We start from the raw sequence: 13,966 nt of genomic DNA on the forward strand, positions 1-13,966 counted from the left end.
CGGCGGGCTACCTCAGCAAGCTCATCAGCCAGATAGATCCGCAATTGGTACTGCCACTGACCATTCATGTTTCAGCTCCATCGGGAATGTCCGCCGAATCCAGATCGCAGGGAAGTCTAGCACCGTTCTCCAAACCAATCCGAGTCTGGTCAACCCTGTGGTACAGCGTGATGGAGAGCGGTGGCCCGTGAAGGTCCGCACACCGCATAAATGCGGATGTTCGTCCTACTTCCGCCTCGTGCCAGAACGAGGCATTCCAGACACACAGACGAACAGGCCCTCTCCGGTCCGACTTTGAAGCCCATCATCGTTGTGCCCTGACGCCGGTGGACGACGGAAACATTTTGCCTGTGACGCCGCTCACAGATCCTGCATGGAGCGCATCGTAAACTCCTCACTTGTCGAAGAGGAGTCCTCCCATGAAGTCTGGTATTACAACATTCACCCAAGTTGCCGTCGCGCTCTCCGCCTGTCTGGTTTTCGTTGCCACACACGACGGAGCCATAGCACGTGACCGCGGCTACGATGGCAGCGGCTTCGTCGTGCGCGATCATCGCATGCCACCCGTGGTCCGTGATCATCGTGCGCCTGTGATCGTCCGAGATCATCGGGCAGAACCCGTGATCAGAGACCATCGCAGTAATCCAATCGTGCGGGATCACCGAGTGCCAAGAGGGCCGCAGGGTGGAGTGAGCGTCACATCCTCTGGGGGCCGGCGTGGTGGATCGTCCTGCATTCGCTCGGTGTTCGGCGGGCCTTGCTTCGGTCTGTGATGTGAAGCGGGGGCGAACGCGGATTTTCCGCCGCCCCCGCTCTGAATGCCACCGCTTGATTTGACGAGCAGGTCGAGCGGTGTCGCGAAATGGACTTCTGAAATGAGGGCCAATCGAGTCAATCGCTCCGTCAGCCACGTGTCTCAGACGCAGGATAGTCCGGAGTGGGTCAAAGAGTAACCAACGGCAAACGATTGGAAGGTCCGCTACGTCGTTATGACCGTAACACCGCGCTTCTTCCGAGAAGTGCCCGGAGCCGACCTAGACCCTGACTCGCCGCCCCCGAATTGCAGGACGGCGATGCTGGCCAGGATCTAGCAAGATAACCAAGAAGATTTATCGTATCGCCGACCAGAAGGACGCCAATCGCCGACGCCACGACCTGGGCCTGACCTCCGCACGGTCAGGCCGGGAGGTCGCTCGCCAAGTCGGGAAGGACCAAAGGAAACCCTTTCCTCTGAGCCGCTTCACCACAGGAATGACTGTGATCGCTTTCGCACAAGCGATGTGTGGCCCGGGTCACGGAAGAACGGGCCGTTTCGAGCGATCCTGGTGACATCGCAGGAGGTCACCATGACACGATCCTCACAACGCCAGGCCAGACGCTGGCTCATCCAAGAGCTGACACGCTGCATGGAGCAGCGCAGCCAACCTCTCCCCTCATCCAAGCCGATTGCGGAGTGATCATGTTGTACGCGCGGGCCCAGGAGACATCCGACATCATGGACAGCCAGATCAGGGCCAGGGCGAAGGCGCTCTGCGTCGACGATGGCTTCGATCCGGACCTGATTGTGACGCACGGCTACGGCGACGACTTCACCGCCGAGGAGTGGGATTCCTGGTGGACATCCAACCCGGAAGTCCCCTTCCAAGAGGTGGTCAGCCCGATGTGGCGGCTGTACCGCGCCCACGCATTCATTGAGCTGTCGCACCTACAGAAGGTGCTTGAGACCAGCGCCAACGTCGTCTTCTTCAGGCGAAGCAACGTTTAGCGTGGGGAAACACCCGACGTCGTGCTGACAGTCCCCGCCCGCGAATTGCCGGAACGACCGTTACTTGGCTGCGGTCGCGGTAGGTGCGATCCGATCCCCAAACCAGACCCAGGCCTTACCCTCCGCTCCCTCACCCTTGACGTAGACGTAACCTGTTTGCTGCCAGGGCAGAACGGCATCCCTCTTGTTGTCCAGGATGAGATCGCCGCGATCCGTGCGCACCCTCAACACGGCATGCCCGGCGCCCAGTTCATCGATGACGACAGTCATGCGCATCGCTCGTTGCGGCAGTCCCCGTTCAACCAGGAGCTTGCGCTTGAGCAGTTGCATGTCCTCGCAGTCTCCAAGCCCGTCGTCCGGATAATCCCAGCGATCCACCACACTCCAGTGATCCTGGTCCGGCACCGCCGCTATCGTTCGGTTAACGTGCTTGTTGACCTCCTGAAGAGAGGCCCAGGTGCCGTCGGTCAGCGGGATGGTGTCCGGCTCGGAGGAATCGATCGAGCACTCCCGTGGATGCTGATCGCAGAACTGCATCCAAGCCAAGGTCGGTCCGGCTTCTCCGGAAGAGCGAAGATCCTCGCTGACGATTGGCGGCGCCACAGGAGCGGGTTCGGGCGTCCCGGCGACGATGGGGTGAGCGCCCCAGAGACACAGAACAGCGGCTGCTTGGCTGGCCCGCCTCAGGACACGATAGACACACGTCTCCTCTTGGGCGCGACGCCCCCTCGATGCATTCCGGTGCATATCTTGCTCGCTTGGCTTATTGCTTGGGCATTGGTCCACGCCCAGTAGACCTGCACAGGGGCTAGGCAGGAACCACTTGAATGCCCTTTCTTGGTTCGCCAACCGCTGATAATGCGTGCTTTTGCCTATTGGTTAGGCAACTCATTTGTCTTTCTGAGAAGTCATGTCGTTCGAGGCAAGACTGGCGCCTGAAAATCAGGCTCTTGCCGAGTGGTCTGGCCGTTCGCCTCACCGGACGGCTTGACCCAAAACCGGTCTCATTTTGCGCTGCACAAATTTGTCGCGGCGCCCTGAGCTACACCTCCGGACCATATGCGATACTCTCGCTTCCTGACGGCCCTCGCTATGGAGAGAAAGGACCCTATGATCCAGACATCGTGCCCAAAGTGTTCATGTGACGCGGCATCGGTCCTGAGCGTTGCCACGAAAGACGGGTACTTCACCGCCTCTGTACAGTGCCACGTCTGCGGGTTCGAGAAGACCACGGATCAGGGTTTCCAGGACGAACGGACCGCCCGCGAGACCGCTACCCAATCCTGGGTGGATGGAGTGGAACCCATCGCTTCAAGCCAGTAAGGGTGATCCGGAGTTGCGGGGGCAAGCGTCGTTCGCAACCGGATCTGCTACGGTGACGCGTCGCTTGGACCGCTGCGGAGCACCCGCATGGGCTTCCGAGTCCAGTCATCTGGTGAAGGTCCGGAAGGGGTCAATGAGTAACGAACAGCAAATGAAATGAAGGTCCGCTCACCGCCTTATGGGCAGACCAAAGCGCTCGATGGATCCGGAAAACGTTGCGTTCGAGCGTATTCGGAAGACTCCGTCGGCAACGTTGCGTCGCACCTATAGGACCGGGAGGGCTCCTCACCTGGGACGCCCCCGTGAGGCAGCCTTTCCGTAGCCTCGCCGACCGATTTCTCTATCATGATCCTTGTGGACGAGACACCGCAGGTCGAACGCAAGCTGGTCGCGATCCTCGCCGCCGACGTGGTGGGGTACAGCCGCCTCATGAGCGTCGACGAGACGGGCACCCTGACCCGGCTCAAGGCGCTGCGCCGCGACGTCGTCGATCCGGTGATCGCAAACCATCACGGCCGCATCGTGAAGCTCATCGGCGACGGCGCGCTGGTCGAATTCGCGAGCGTGGTCGATGCCGTGGCGTGCGCCGTGGAGATCCAGCGTGCGATCGCCACCCAGCGAGAGACCCTCCCCGAGCACGCGCGGATCTCGCTCCGGATCGGCATCAATCTCGGCGACGTCATCATCGATGGCGACGACGTCTACGGCGATGGCGTCAATATCGCCGCCCGGCTGGAGAGCCTCTGCAAACCGGACGGCATCATGATCTCGGGTACCGCCTATGACCACGCCAGGAACAAGCTTGACGTTGCGTTCCAGTCGCTCGGCAGGCAGCATCTGAAGAACATCCCAGAGCCGGTCCGGGTCTATCGCGTCCTGCTGAAGCAGCGTGCGCGACGCCTAGGCCGGCGGCCGCGCTGGTCCACCCTGGCCGCGGCGCTGGTCCTGTTGGCCATCGTAGCCGCGATCGGTGCCGTTTCCTGGCCCCGGCCCGCCACCCTGGTGTCGGACCTCCTGCGCTCGACCGGACTGGGGGCGGGCAAGCCGTCGCTCGTCGTCCTCCCGTTCGACGGTCCCGGCGACAATGCCCAGCAGGACTATTTCGCCGATGGGCTCACCGACGATCTCATCACCGACCTGTCCAAGATCTCAGGGCTGACGGTGATCGCCCGGCACTCGGCGTTCGCGTTCAAGGACCAGCCCAAGGACGTCGGGACGATCGCCCGCCAGTTGGGGGTCCGGTACGTGCTCGGGGGCAACGTCCGCCGTGCGGGCGACACCATCCGGGTCAATGTGCAGCTTGCCGATGCCGCCACCGCAAGCAACGTCTGGGCGGAGCGCTATGACGGCAGCGCCGCTAGGATCTTCGAGTTGCAGGACCAGTTGATCAAGCGCGTCGTCGAGGCCCTGTCGGTTCGGCTGACCGAGAGCGAAACCTCCGCCATCACCCGCCTGCCCACCCGCAACCTCGAAGCCTACGATTTCTACATGCGGGCCGAACAGAAGGTCTATTCGATCGGGCAGCGGTCCCTGGGAGAAGCCCTCTCGATGTACGAGAAGGCGATCTCCCTCGATCCTGGGTTCGCCGACGCCTATGCGGGCCATGCGCGGGCGATCGTCGATGTTCTCGCCTTCGACTTCCAGCCCCTGATGCTGAGCGCGGTCGCCCGGCAGCAGGCCTATGCGTCGGCGGGTCGGGCCCTGGAACTCAATCCGGGACTACCGCGGGCCTATGCCGTCCTCGGCATCCTGCAAATGCTGGACGGCGAGATCGACCGGGCGATCGAGTCGGTGCAACGGGCAGTCGCGCTCGACCCGAACGGCGCCGACGCCAAGCTCAACCTCGCCATCGTGCTCACCTACGCGGGGCGGCACCCGGAAGCCTTGGCGGCCATCGAACGGGTGCTGCAACTCGACCCGAAGCCGAAGGCGCAGGTCTACGACTACTACAGCCTGGTGCTGTACATGAACCGCCGGTACGAAGAGGCGCTCAAGGTCCTCCGCTCGGTCGGCCCTGACGGCTTGGGCGATGTCGGCCTCGAGACCCTGGCCATGGCGAGCGCCCAACTGGGCCGCATGGAGGATGCGCACGGGGCCGTGGAGGCCATTCTCAAGAGGATCCCCAGTCAAAGTGTTGCCAGTCTCCGCGTCATGTACGGGCATCATCGGCGGCCGGAAGATCTGGACCACCGGGTGTCGGCGCTCCTCAAGGCAGGCTTGCCGGAGTGGTGTTTTGGTTTCAGTGGCCGCCTGGACGATCGGCTGGATGCGGCGACGATCCGCGCCCTCGCTTCGGGCAAGACGTGGATCGGGCACCTCCAGAACGGCGCGCGGTTCGTCATGCAGCTCGGCTCGAGCGGTGATTTCGCGGTGCGTACGCAAACACGGATGGCCGTTGGCCGGTTCACGCTCGAACAGGACCTCTTCTGCACGCAATCCGCGGGCGTCACTCTCGGCCGGAAATTCTGTAGTCCGGTCTATCGCAATCCCGGCGGAAGCGCCGAGACCCGGAGCGAGTACGTCTATCCCGACTCCACCACCGTCCGGTACTTTTCGATCGCCCAATGACGTCGCCACGAAGGGCCGCGGCTCCCGGTGGGAGGCTGGGGACCGACGCTCAGTTGCCGCTGCCCTGCCGGGCCTGGAATTCCTTCTGCTGGAGGTCCGGCCACTTGACGTCGGCCTTCGCGACCACATCCCCAACGCGTGCGTCAAAGTCCTCCTCCAGGCCTTCCCGTCCGCCGAACAGGTAGAGCTTTCCGCCGACGATCCGCCAGGCGTCCGGATCGATGTTGGCGGAGGCTTCCTCGTTCGCCGTTCCCAGGGCGCAGAAGCCGCCATACTGCGGCGCGTAGCGAATGGGTTCGGCCGCGAAGGCATCCCGGTTTCTGGCGTTCGAAAACTGCCACGTGGCGCCAAGCCAGTCGTAACTGAACTCGGGCAAACCTTTGGTCGGGCGGCCCTCAGTGAAATAGCTGACCGGGTCATAGCCCTTGATGGCGACGTTGCCGAAGTATCCGGTGTTGACGCCGTCGGCCCCGGCGGCGGTGCCGATGCCCAGGCAGAGGAGCAGCGGGACGGGTTTCACCGCGCGTGGCCACCATTCGGGTGTTGGGAAGCGGCGTGAGGCCATGGTGGGCGCTCCTCTTCTCTGATCCGGTCAATTCGCTGCCGCAAGGCACGCGGCCTGCGAGGAGCCGATCGTCTCCCTGGGCTGGCAGCGGGCGCCGTGCCGCTTCAGCAGCGCCATTACCGCGGCGCTCTTGTAGAAGGTCGCCCGGCTCAACGGCGTGTAGCCATCGCCCTGCACCGCCTCGACGTCGGCTCCGCGTGCGATCAGCAGCTCGGCCACCGCGGCCTGGTTCTGCTCGGCGGCGACATGCAGCGGCGTGATGGCGTGCAGGCTCCTGGCATCGACCATGGCGCCATGGTCCAGCAGCAGGGTCACGATGCGTGGACTCCCCGCGTAGGCTGCTGCATGGAGCGCGGTGAAACCGCGGTCATTGCGCGCCTCGAGGTCGGCTCCGGCCTCGATCAGCGCCGCAACGGCTTCAGGCTGGTCCGCGAGTGCGGCTTCGATCAGGGGCGTCTCGCGCTCCCCGTCGCGGCCGTTCACGTCACTGCCGGTGGGGCTCTGTTGCATTAACCCGTCAAGCCGCAGGATATAGTAGGTGTTCAGACCGGCAGACGCACTACTGATTGTGCCTCACGAGGTTAATGCAACAGAGCCACCGGATGCAGAGCAGGATCACCGATCGATCAAAATGCCTGCCCTTGAACACCTATTCCTCCGCCACTAAGACCTCCACCCCAGTAGCTGAAACTCTGAAACAAAAGGTTTGTGACAGAACCCATCGCAGCTTGCACGTAACCAGCCAAACGGTCAGGTCGTTGCGCCGCATAGTCCGGCCAGTTCTAGTTCTGATCCTCCCGCCTGACCACGCGGGGTGTTGGCCGACACACGTGTGGGTGTGTTGAACCTAAGCGCCTACTCGAGCTGGTCAGCACCTTCCACCCTCATGCGCCGCGGGTGAGGGGCTGCTCCGCCAGCCGTGGTGGCATCAACCCTCTAGCGGTCGCCGGGGACTTCACTGGAGCGCTCAAGAACCCTTCCCAGCTGGTCCAGTTCCGCCCCAAAGCCCTTCCAGTCTCCCGCCTTCAACCGCTCCATCGCCTGGCGGTAGTGGCTGAGAGCCTCCCGGGCTCGCTCAGCCTCCGGGGCCGTAGTCAAACCTTGGGGTAGCGCTCCTGTGTGCTCGGGGACTCGAACAGGCTCCGTAAAGAGAGCCGCCAGCGCCTGAGCGAGCGTTTCCTCCATGACGACCTGGTCACCATAGGCGGCGATCACGCGCTTGAGCTCCGGGATCTGTCCCGTCGATGCGCGCAGATACAATGGCGACACGTACAAGATGGAGTGCTCGATTGGAATCACATGGAGGTTCCCGCGAATGACCCGCGAGCCCAGCTGGTTCCAGAGGGAGAGTTGCTGCGATATCGCCGTATTCTGGTTGATGCGAGCCTCGATCTGGAACGGCCCGTATACGAGCTTGTCCTTGGGGAACTCGTAGACGATCACCTCGCCGTAATGAGGCGGATCGCACCGGGCGGCCAGCCATGCGATCATGTTCTCTCGCTGGCTCGGCACCATCGGCAGCATCAGGATGGTCTCGGCTTCCTGCTCGCCCGGCAGACGCATGATCATGTAATAGGGAGACATCATGGCTGTCCCGCTGTCCGCGGGCTGGCGGGGGAACTGCCAGAGATCCTCCCGATTATAGAACACCTCCGGAGCTTCCATGTGGTACGCCGCGTATGTGTGCGCCTGGATGAGGAAGAGATCCTCAGGATAGCGAATATGCCTCTGCAGGTCCTGCGGCATGGCCGCGAAGGCTTTGAATAAGCCAGGGAAGATGCGCTGGTAGGTTGCAGCAATCGGGTCTGAGGAATCCGCCAGGTACAAATCGACGGATCCGTTGTAGGCGTCGACGACGACCTTGACGGAGTTGCGAATGTAATTGAGCCCGTTTCCGGCATAAGGGACAGCGTATGGGAAGTAGTCGCTCGTCGTGTAGGCATCCTGCACCCAGAAAAGACGCCCATCGCTGACCACGAGATAGGGGTTGCGGTCGAGGCGGAGGAAGGGAGCAATCGTCGCCACGCGCGCTTTGACGGTTCGACGGAACATGATCCGGCTCTCGCCGGTGACGTAGCTGCTGATCAGAATGTTTGGGTCGCTGAAATACCAAGCGAAGAGCGCCCTTCGGGCCGCACTGCCCACTGCGACCCCGCCAACGCCCCCATATGGCGCATAGACATTCTCTTTGCCCTTGGGGTAATCGAACTCCGGCGTGCTTCCCTTGACGAGAACGTAGGTGTCGGTCAGTTCGCCATAATAGATCCGGGGCTCGCGAACGGGAGGCCCTCCGGTCGCAACGGGCGGAATGTCGCCGAGATAGAAGACCGGCAACCCTTCGGCGCTTTTGTGGGTGACCGGGCTCATGATCACACCGTTGCCATGGGTGAACAGCACGTGGCGATTGACCCAGGTCTGAGCATTGGACGGGAGGAGCGTGGACGCGAGTTCCCGGGCCGACAGCATCACCTGCCGGTAGACCCCGTCGAGCCAGTATCGATCGACATCGACGTCTCCGAACTTGTAGTAGGTCCGGATTTCCTGCAGTTGACGATAGGTGGCCATCAGCGGCTGCTCATCCCACAACCGGATATTGTCGATGGTCGCCTGATTGGCCTGGAGCGAGGCGGACGTGAGGCTCTGCTCGACCGGGAAGGCTTTGGCCGTCATTTGATGGAGGTTATAGGCCTGTCGGGTAAGCGTGATGTTCTGCTCGATATAGGGCCTCTCCAACTCCAACTCGTTGGGTCTGACGAACAGGCGCTCGAACAGGAAGGGAAACACCTCAGCCAGGACGAAGGCACTGCCGAAGACGAGCGCCGTCGCAGTGAGAGGAAACTTGTAGCTGCGGACCCACAGATTGGCCCACGACACAATAGCGGCAACGACGGCAAGCCCAATCAGTAGCCAAAGGACCGGCAGCTCAACGTGCACGTCTGTGTAGCTTGCCCCCACCACCACGCCATTGTCACCGTACAGCAGGAGATAGCGGTCCAGCCCATAAGACCACGCTTTTACAGCGAAGAAGACGCCGAGCAAAGCGGAACCATGGGCGATTGCCGTGCGGGACACCCTTCGGCGGTGACTGTCGAGTTCGATATGGCCATGCAGCCAATACACGGCTCCGGCGCCGAGAGCACTCAGGCTAATCGTCACCAACATCCAATTCTTGAGGGCGATATAGGCCGGGAGTGAGAAGAGATAGAAGCCAATGTCGTTGCCAAAGACCGGGTCCCGCCGCCCGTAAGGCACCTGATAGACAAACCGCAAAAGAACGTCCCAGTTGGCCATCTCGCCGATCGCCAGCAGCGCTCCCAGGATGATGGCCGCACCCGCGATAACAAGAGGGAGATGTCTACGCACGATATCTGGCACGCTGGCCGACAGTGGCGGGCGCACCGTGGCTCCGGCCAATTCGAGGAAGCGCCCTGTCTCTGACTGTGCAAGTCGGGATGCGAGCCAGCCGTTCCACCAGAGGATGATCGTGGTTGCCGCGAAGGCCGCCACGAACAACAGGGCTCTGGTGCTGAACACCATCCAAAAGACGTTGAGGTAGCCGATGGCCCCAAACCACGTCCAATCGACCACCGTGTTGAAGACAACGCTCAATACGGCCAGGCCGACTACGATGGCGGCCGCGGCAGCCGCTGTGCGTCTCCAGGCCATGATCCACCTCCATTCGGTGGTTCCCACAGGCCCCTTGTGGCGGGACCCAACCCGACGCTTGTGCGGCTAGTATATGCGGTTTCAAGTCTTTGCGGCAGTTAGATAATGTCGCCTAGGCGCTCCCGCTCGGTGGCAGAACGACTTGCACTCCGCGGAAAGTGCCGGCGATCTGACCAAGATCAAGGTTTAGATCGTCCTGGAAGCGACCGGCAACACCAGCGCTATCGTGCGCCTGTTGTCGCCCTTTGAGGGCAGACTGGCGGTAACCGGCCGCTCGCCCGTGGCTCGGACTGCTGCTTTGAAATGCCTGGGCTCAAGATGCCTTCATTCCGCCCCCGCGCGATAACTTCCGCGATGGATTGCGTCAAAGCCTTGATCCGTTAGCTCAACTGTCCCAGCGTCCGGCGTGGTCACATATCCAAGCTGCTTTAACTCGGAAACGGCCACCGCAACAGCGGGATCTGTCCCGAAGTGCGCATCCAATGTTGCCATTGTCATGCGGGCACCGGGTTTGCGGTGGGTCTCACGAAAGAGATCGAGGATCTCGCACGCCGTTTCGTTGAGCTGCATTGAACCAGTCCTATGATCCGTGTGTCATCCGATCAGCTGGCGCTCTATCTCAACGAACACACTGTTGCAGGCCGCGTCATGGGATGCATCGACTATCAGTCACTGCATCCCCTCAGCTCGACATCGACCCGGCAAGGTCCTGGTGTACCTAGGCAGATACATGGTCACTTAGAGGCCGAGCACAGCTTGCTCGGCGCTTGGGACCCTGAGCGGGTCAGGCTCCAAATACCAGGGACAGAACCAGGCCCGTCACGATCATTAGGCCCCCAATGAGAACCCCAGGATCAAAACTGGAAAGCCAAGCTTTCATCGGCGCCTCTATGGGGTCGGATAGCGACACGCATTGTAGCGCAACTGACAAACACAGCAGAGGGATAATCCGGGCGGGACGTCATCTTTTCAGGTATGCTCAGAGTGCTCAGACTTGCCTGAAAGGCCACTGAGGTGGGGTCATGAAATCTATTCTGGTTCCGGTTGAGCCGCACATGTTCGCGCGCTCTGTTCTTAAATATGGGATCAGCGCAAGATCTGCTCCCGATTGAGCGCTAACGGAGTATGTAGCAGGAACGTGCACTCTCAAGCAGGCATGCTGAGCTAACAAACGACCGAGTACGATTTGGTTCAGGTGCCTGAGTAGCCATACAGCGCTGTGGTCACGTTGCCAGGAAGGATGCAGCTGCCCGGAGGATCGGCTGGAGCACGTGGCTCTGCTCAGCAGGTTTCGCAGAAACGATAGGCAGAAGGATCAACGGTTTACCCGGGACGCGTCGATATGATCTCACCTAACATTGAGGATCAGGCTTCAAGTCACGCCTGAGAGATTCCCAATCCATTTTACCTAAGCGCTCAATCAGACACAGATCTTGCGCTGATCCCACCCTGGCGAGTCGCGCAAGTAAGACATATCAAGCGAAGCCGTTGTCCCCGGATTTACAGGCACTCCCTCAAGACCCACATTCCTGGAGAGGGAGACGCAATGGCTGATAAGAAGGATCTCACACGACCACCTACCGCTGGCGGCAGTCCGGCTTCGATGATCGACTCCTTCCTAACGGAGGCCAAACGCCTTGGACCACTGGCGGGCAATGCGCCCCGGGCGCGGCTCGTGTTCGCTCTCGATGCCACCATGAGCCGGCAGCCGACCTGGGATCTCGCCTGCCGCGTCCAGGGCGAGATGTTTGCCGCAACCAGCGAGGCCGGTGGCCTCTCGGTGCAACTTGTCTACTTCCGAGGTTTCGGTGAGTGCCGCGCGTCCCGCTGGGTCGCCGATCCGCGGGCGCTGACCGATCTCATGACCAAGATCGGTTGCCGGGGTGGCCAAACCCAGATCGGTCGGGTGTTCCGTCACGTCCGGACAGAGGCGAGCCAGACCCCGTTGAAGGTGCTTGTCTACGTTGGTGATGCCATGGAGGAACCGATCGACGATCTCTGTGCCGTTGCCGGCGAACTCGGCCTTCTCGGCGTCAAGGCCTTCATGTTCCACGAGGGACATGACCCTGATGCGGCCCGCGCCTTTCGGGAGATCGCCCGCCTGAGCGGCGGAGCCTATGCCCATTTCGATGCAGGAGCCCCCCAAGCCCTGTCCGAGCTCCTGCGCGCCGCAGCAGCCTATGCGGCTGGTGGTGTCGAGGGGCTCACCCGGTTGACCGCCGGCAGCCCGCAGGCCCGCGGCCTGCTCACCGCAATCACTGGAGGCAAACCGTGATGCTGCTGTACGGCATCGCTGGCGTGGCAGTCCTGTGGTGGTTCCTGAGCAACTTCGCGCACGCGAACCCGGCTACCCTTGCGAAGCTTTTCAAGGTTATCGGCGGGGTTGTAGCCTTGGGCTTCGCGGGCTTGCTCGCGGTGCGGGGGCGGATCGATATGGCCCTGCTGATCGGCAGTTTCGGTGCTTGGCTCCTCGGATGGAGTCGCCTCACCTTGCCCAATCTCGGTGCGCGTGCACAGCGGGCCTCCGGACGCACCTCACGCGTTCGCTCGCAGCTGATTGAGATGACACTGGATCACGATACCGGGGAGATGGAGGGCTCCGTGCTCGCCGGTACCTCCGCCGGGCAGCAACTCGCGTCACTGGATGAGGCTCGCCTGCGGGATCTGCTGGCAGAGTGTCATGTCAGCGACCCGGAGGGTGTCCGCCTTCTCGAGGCCTATCTCGACCGCCGGTTTCCCCATTGGCGTGAGGATACTCAGACTGAGGAGCAGCCGCAGGCAGACGCTCGGTTTCCATCGGGCGTGATGACCGCGGAGGAAGCCTACCGGATCCTTGATCTCCAACCGGGAGCCGGCGCCGATGAAATCCGACAGGCTCATCGCAATCTGATGAAGAAGCTGCACCCGGACCAAGGCGGTTCGACCTATCTCGCAGCTCGCGTCAACCAGGCCAAGGACGTTCTGTTGAGACGGGGCAACGGGTAGTCGTGGAGGCACATTCTTGCTGCGTGCTTCGTCACAGTTTGTTTAGGCGCAATACTTGTTCCAATCCCAATCTGCCCCGCTTACCTCACGCAAGTAAGTGGGACAGATTGGCGAGCGAAGGCTCGAACCATGGCGCGGGAAAAGGTTCGAGACGGAGCGACTTTCGGCGGGCCGCGCCACTCCGCTCAACCTGCCTTGCGCTTGGCTATAATCAACGCCAGAGGATTGGGCTTCGCTTCTCCGACCCGGTGGAGCGTGTTCCGGTCCTGATGGGCAAAAGGCACATCCCGGCCATGCACCAGCAGCTCAGTATCGGTAACGTAGCTCCAGTTCCCCTCCGGATGGAAGGTGATCGTGATCTGGTAGCTGTTCGTGCGGAACGCCTGCTCGAGAAAGGTTGTCGAGCAGATGCCATAATCGGTCTGCCCGCGGGTTGCCGTCACGACGATCTCGTCTGAATCGGATGTCGCCTGGCCCGCCGCGATAGCGACTTGCCCGCGTGGGATGGCGATGGTCTGCATGACGAGGCCGGTGGCCGGCTCCCACAGCCAATACCCGACCTGATCGTGGAAGGTGATGTCCTCTTCCTCGGTCGTGATGTGGATGTGGTAGCGCAAGCCGTATAGCAGTTGTGGCCCGTTCGTCTGCGGGTCGATTGCCTGAAAATCGATATTTTCGATGAACACGCGCCGCTCCGGGCCTTCCGCTTTGGGGTTGAGATCGACGCCCTTGCGCGCGCGCCAGCGTCCCGCCAGCCGCCGCAAGGGGCCCAGATTATTGAGCGTTTCCGGATCGACGTCGCTGGGTTCGGTGAATACGTCCGTGAGGGCAGTCATAAGCGAAGGAGTCATGGCAGAACCTTTTTGTTCGCAGGTGAAGGGGCCGGCGGACACCGACAATGCTTGTCCGCCAGGGCTGCGGCGGCAACCATGCGGCGGCGGTGTCTAAGGCGGCGTCATAGGGGGCAGCACAAGATGTGTTCCTGATTGAGCGCCGGCATTATCAACCAAACACAGCTTTTCCTTTGCAGCTAAGCTTTTGCGTGAGATTCTGATCTCGTGATCGATGGCCGGATCAGGAGGTCAGCATGCAGC

General features: G+C 61.7%; 12 protein-coding genes and 1 pseudogene. 6 read left to right on the top strand and 7 right to left on the bottom strand.

The window, feature by feature from the left end:
* The 3 genes from ACS5Q1_RS40965 to ACS5Q1_RS40975 form a co-directional block, all read left to right on the top strand.
* The coding region (locus ACS5Q1_RS40965) for a hypothetical protein (protein WP_473103612.1) at positions 1-191 on the top strand (191 nt) is incomplete at its 5' end.
* A gap of 228 nt (positions 192-419) precedes the next feature.
* A complete protein-coding gene (locus tag ACS5Q1_RS40970; protein ID WP_473103613.1) occupies positions 420-773 on the top strand; it encodes a hypothetical protein in 354 nt (117 codons plus the stop codon).
* A 722-nt stretch (positions 774-1,495) separates the two neighbouring features.
* On the top strand, positions 1,496-1,765 hold the full coding sequence (locus ACS5Q1_RS40975; protein ID WP_473103614.1) for a hypothetical protein: 270 nt from the start codon (positions 1,496-1,498) through the stop codon (positions 1,763-1,765).
* 60 nt (positions 1,766-1,825) lie between these two features.
* Here the strand turns inward: ACS5Q1_RS40975 and ACS5Q1_RS40980 are convergent, their stop codons facing one another.
* Entirely contained in the window at positions 1,826-2,512 is a 687-nt protein-coding gene (locus ACS5Q1_RS40980) for a transglutaminase-like cysteine peptidase (RefSeq protein WP_473103615.1), read from the bottom strand.
* 921 nt (positions 2,513-3,433) lie between these two features.
* Here ACS5Q1_RS40980 and ACS5Q1_RS40985 point away from each other — a divergent pair.
* Positions 3,434-5,656, top strand: a complete 2,223-nt coding sequence (locus ACS5Q1_RS40985) for an adenylate/guanylate cyclase domain-containing protein (protein ID WP_473103616.1) — start codon at positions 3,434-3,436, stop codon at positions 5,654-5,656.
* Positions 5,657-5,705: 49 nt separating this feature from the next.
* On the opposite strand, the gene ACS5Q1_RS40990 is transcribed toward ACS5Q1_RS40985, so the two are convergent.
* The 5 genes and pseudogenes from ACS5Q1_RS40990 to ACS5Q1_RS41010 form a co-directional block, all read right to left on the bottom strand.
* Positions 5,706-6,221 carry a YHS domain-containing (seleno)protein gene (locus ACS5Q1_RS40990; RefSeq protein ID WP_473103617.1) on the bottom strand — a complete coding sequence of 172 codons (516 nt, stop codon included), beginning with the start codon at positions 6,219-6,221 and terminating at the stop codon, positions 5,706-5,708.
* Between the two features lie 27 nt (positions 6,222-6,248).
* On the bottom strand, positions 6,249-6,731 hold the full coding sequence (locus tag ACS5Q1_RS40995; protein WP_473103618.1) for an ankyrin repeat domain-containing protein: 483 nt from the start codon (positions 6,729-6,731) through the stop codon (positions 6,249-6,251).
* 55 nt (positions 6,732-6,786) lie between these two features.
* Positions 6,787-6,870, bottom strand: a pseudogene (locus ACS5Q1_RS41000) (IS6 family transposase); the annotation flags it as partial.
* A 287-nt stretch (positions 6,871-7,157) separates the two neighbouring features.
* On the bottom strand, positions 7,158-9,887 hold the full coding sequence (locus ACS5Q1_RS41005; RefSeq protein ID WP_473103619.1) for a UPF0182 family membrane protein: 2,730 nt from the start codon (positions 9,885-9,887) through the stop codon (positions 7,158-7,160).
* Positions 9,888-10,211: 324 nt separating this feature from the next.
* Positions 10,212-10,457 (bottom strand): type 1 periplasmic-binding domain-containing protein, encoded by a 246-nt coding sequence (locus tag ACS5Q1_RS41010; RefSeq protein WP_203448445.1) that lies wholly within the window; start codon positions 10,455-10,457, stop codon positions 10,212-10,214.
* A 976-nt stretch (positions 10,458-11,433) separates the two neighbouring features.
* Here ACS5Q1_RS41010 and ACS5Q1_RS41015 point away from each other — a divergent pair.
* Entirely contained in the window at positions 11,434-12,162 is a 729-nt protein-coding gene (locus ACS5Q1_RS41015; RefSeq protein WP_473103620.1) for a vWA domain-containing protein, read from the top strand.
* Positions 12,159-12,872 (top strand): DnaJ domain-containing protein, encoded by a 714-nt coding sequence (locus ACS5Q1_RS41020; RefSeq protein ID WP_473103621.1) that lies wholly within the window; start codon positions 12,159-12,161, stop codon positions 12,870-12,872. Before ACS5Q1_RS41015 ends, ACS5Q1_RS41020 begins: the two co-directional genes overlap by 4 nt.
* A 185-nt stretch (positions 12,873-13,057) precedes the next feature.
* Here the strand turns inward: ACS5Q1_RS41020 and ACS5Q1_RS41025 are convergent, their stop codons facing one another.
* Entirely contained in the window at positions 13,058-13,723 is a 666-nt protein-coding gene (locus tag ACS5Q1_RS41025; protein WP_473103622.1) for an FABP family protein, read from the bottom strand.
* Positions 13,724-13,966 lie beyond the last annotated feature (243 nt).

Source organism: Microvirga sp. GN3, from assembly GCF_055792825.1.

What these genes read in the sequence shown, in the direction of transcription:
- ACS5Q1_RS40995 (WP_473103618.1), bottom strand. Translation starts at nt 6,731, where the DNA reads ATGCAACAGAGCCCCACCGGCAGTGACGTGAACGGCCGCGACGGGGAG.
- ACS5Q1_RS41015 (WP_473103620.1), top strand. Translation starts at nt 11,434, where the DNA reads ATGGCTGATAAGAAGGATCTCACACGACCACCTACCGCTGGCGGCAGT.
- ACS5Q1_RS41005 (WP_473103619.1), bottom strand. Translation starts at nt 9,887, where the DNA reads ATGGCCTGGAGACGCACAGCGGCTGCCGCGGCCGCCATCGTAGTCGGC.
- ACS5Q1_RS40975 (WP_473103614.1), top strand. Translation starts at nt 1,496, where the DNA reads ATGGACAGCCAGATCAGGGCCAGGGCGAAGGCGCTCTGCGTCGACGAT.
- ACS5Q1_RS41010 (WP_203448445.1), bottom strand. Translation starts at nt 10,457, where the DNA reads ATGCAGCTCAACGAAACGGCGTGCGAGATCCTCGATCTCTTTCGTGAG.
- ACS5Q1_RS40970 (WP_473103613.1), top strand. Translation starts at nt 420, where the DNA reads ATGAAGTCTGGTATTACAACATTCACCCAAGTTGCCGTCGCGCTCTCC.
- ACS5Q1_RS40985 (WP_473103616.1), top strand. Translation starts at nt 3,434, where the DNA reads ATGATCCTTGTGGACGAGACACCGCAGGTCGAACGCAAGCTGGTCGCG.
- ACS5Q1_RS40980 (WP_473103615.1), bottom strand. Translation starts at nt 2,512, where the DNA reads ATGCACCGGAATGCATCGAGGGGGCGTCGCGCCCAAGAGGAGACGTGT.
- ACS5Q1_RS40990 (WP_473103617.1), bottom strand. Translation starts at nt 6,221, where the DNA reads ATGGCCTCACGCCGCTTCCCAACACCCGAATGGTGGCCACGCGCGGTG.
- ACS5Q1_RS41025 (WP_473103622.1), bottom strand. Translation starts at nt 13,723, where the DNA reads ATGACTCCTTCGCTTATGACTGCCCTCACGGACGTATTCACCGAACCC.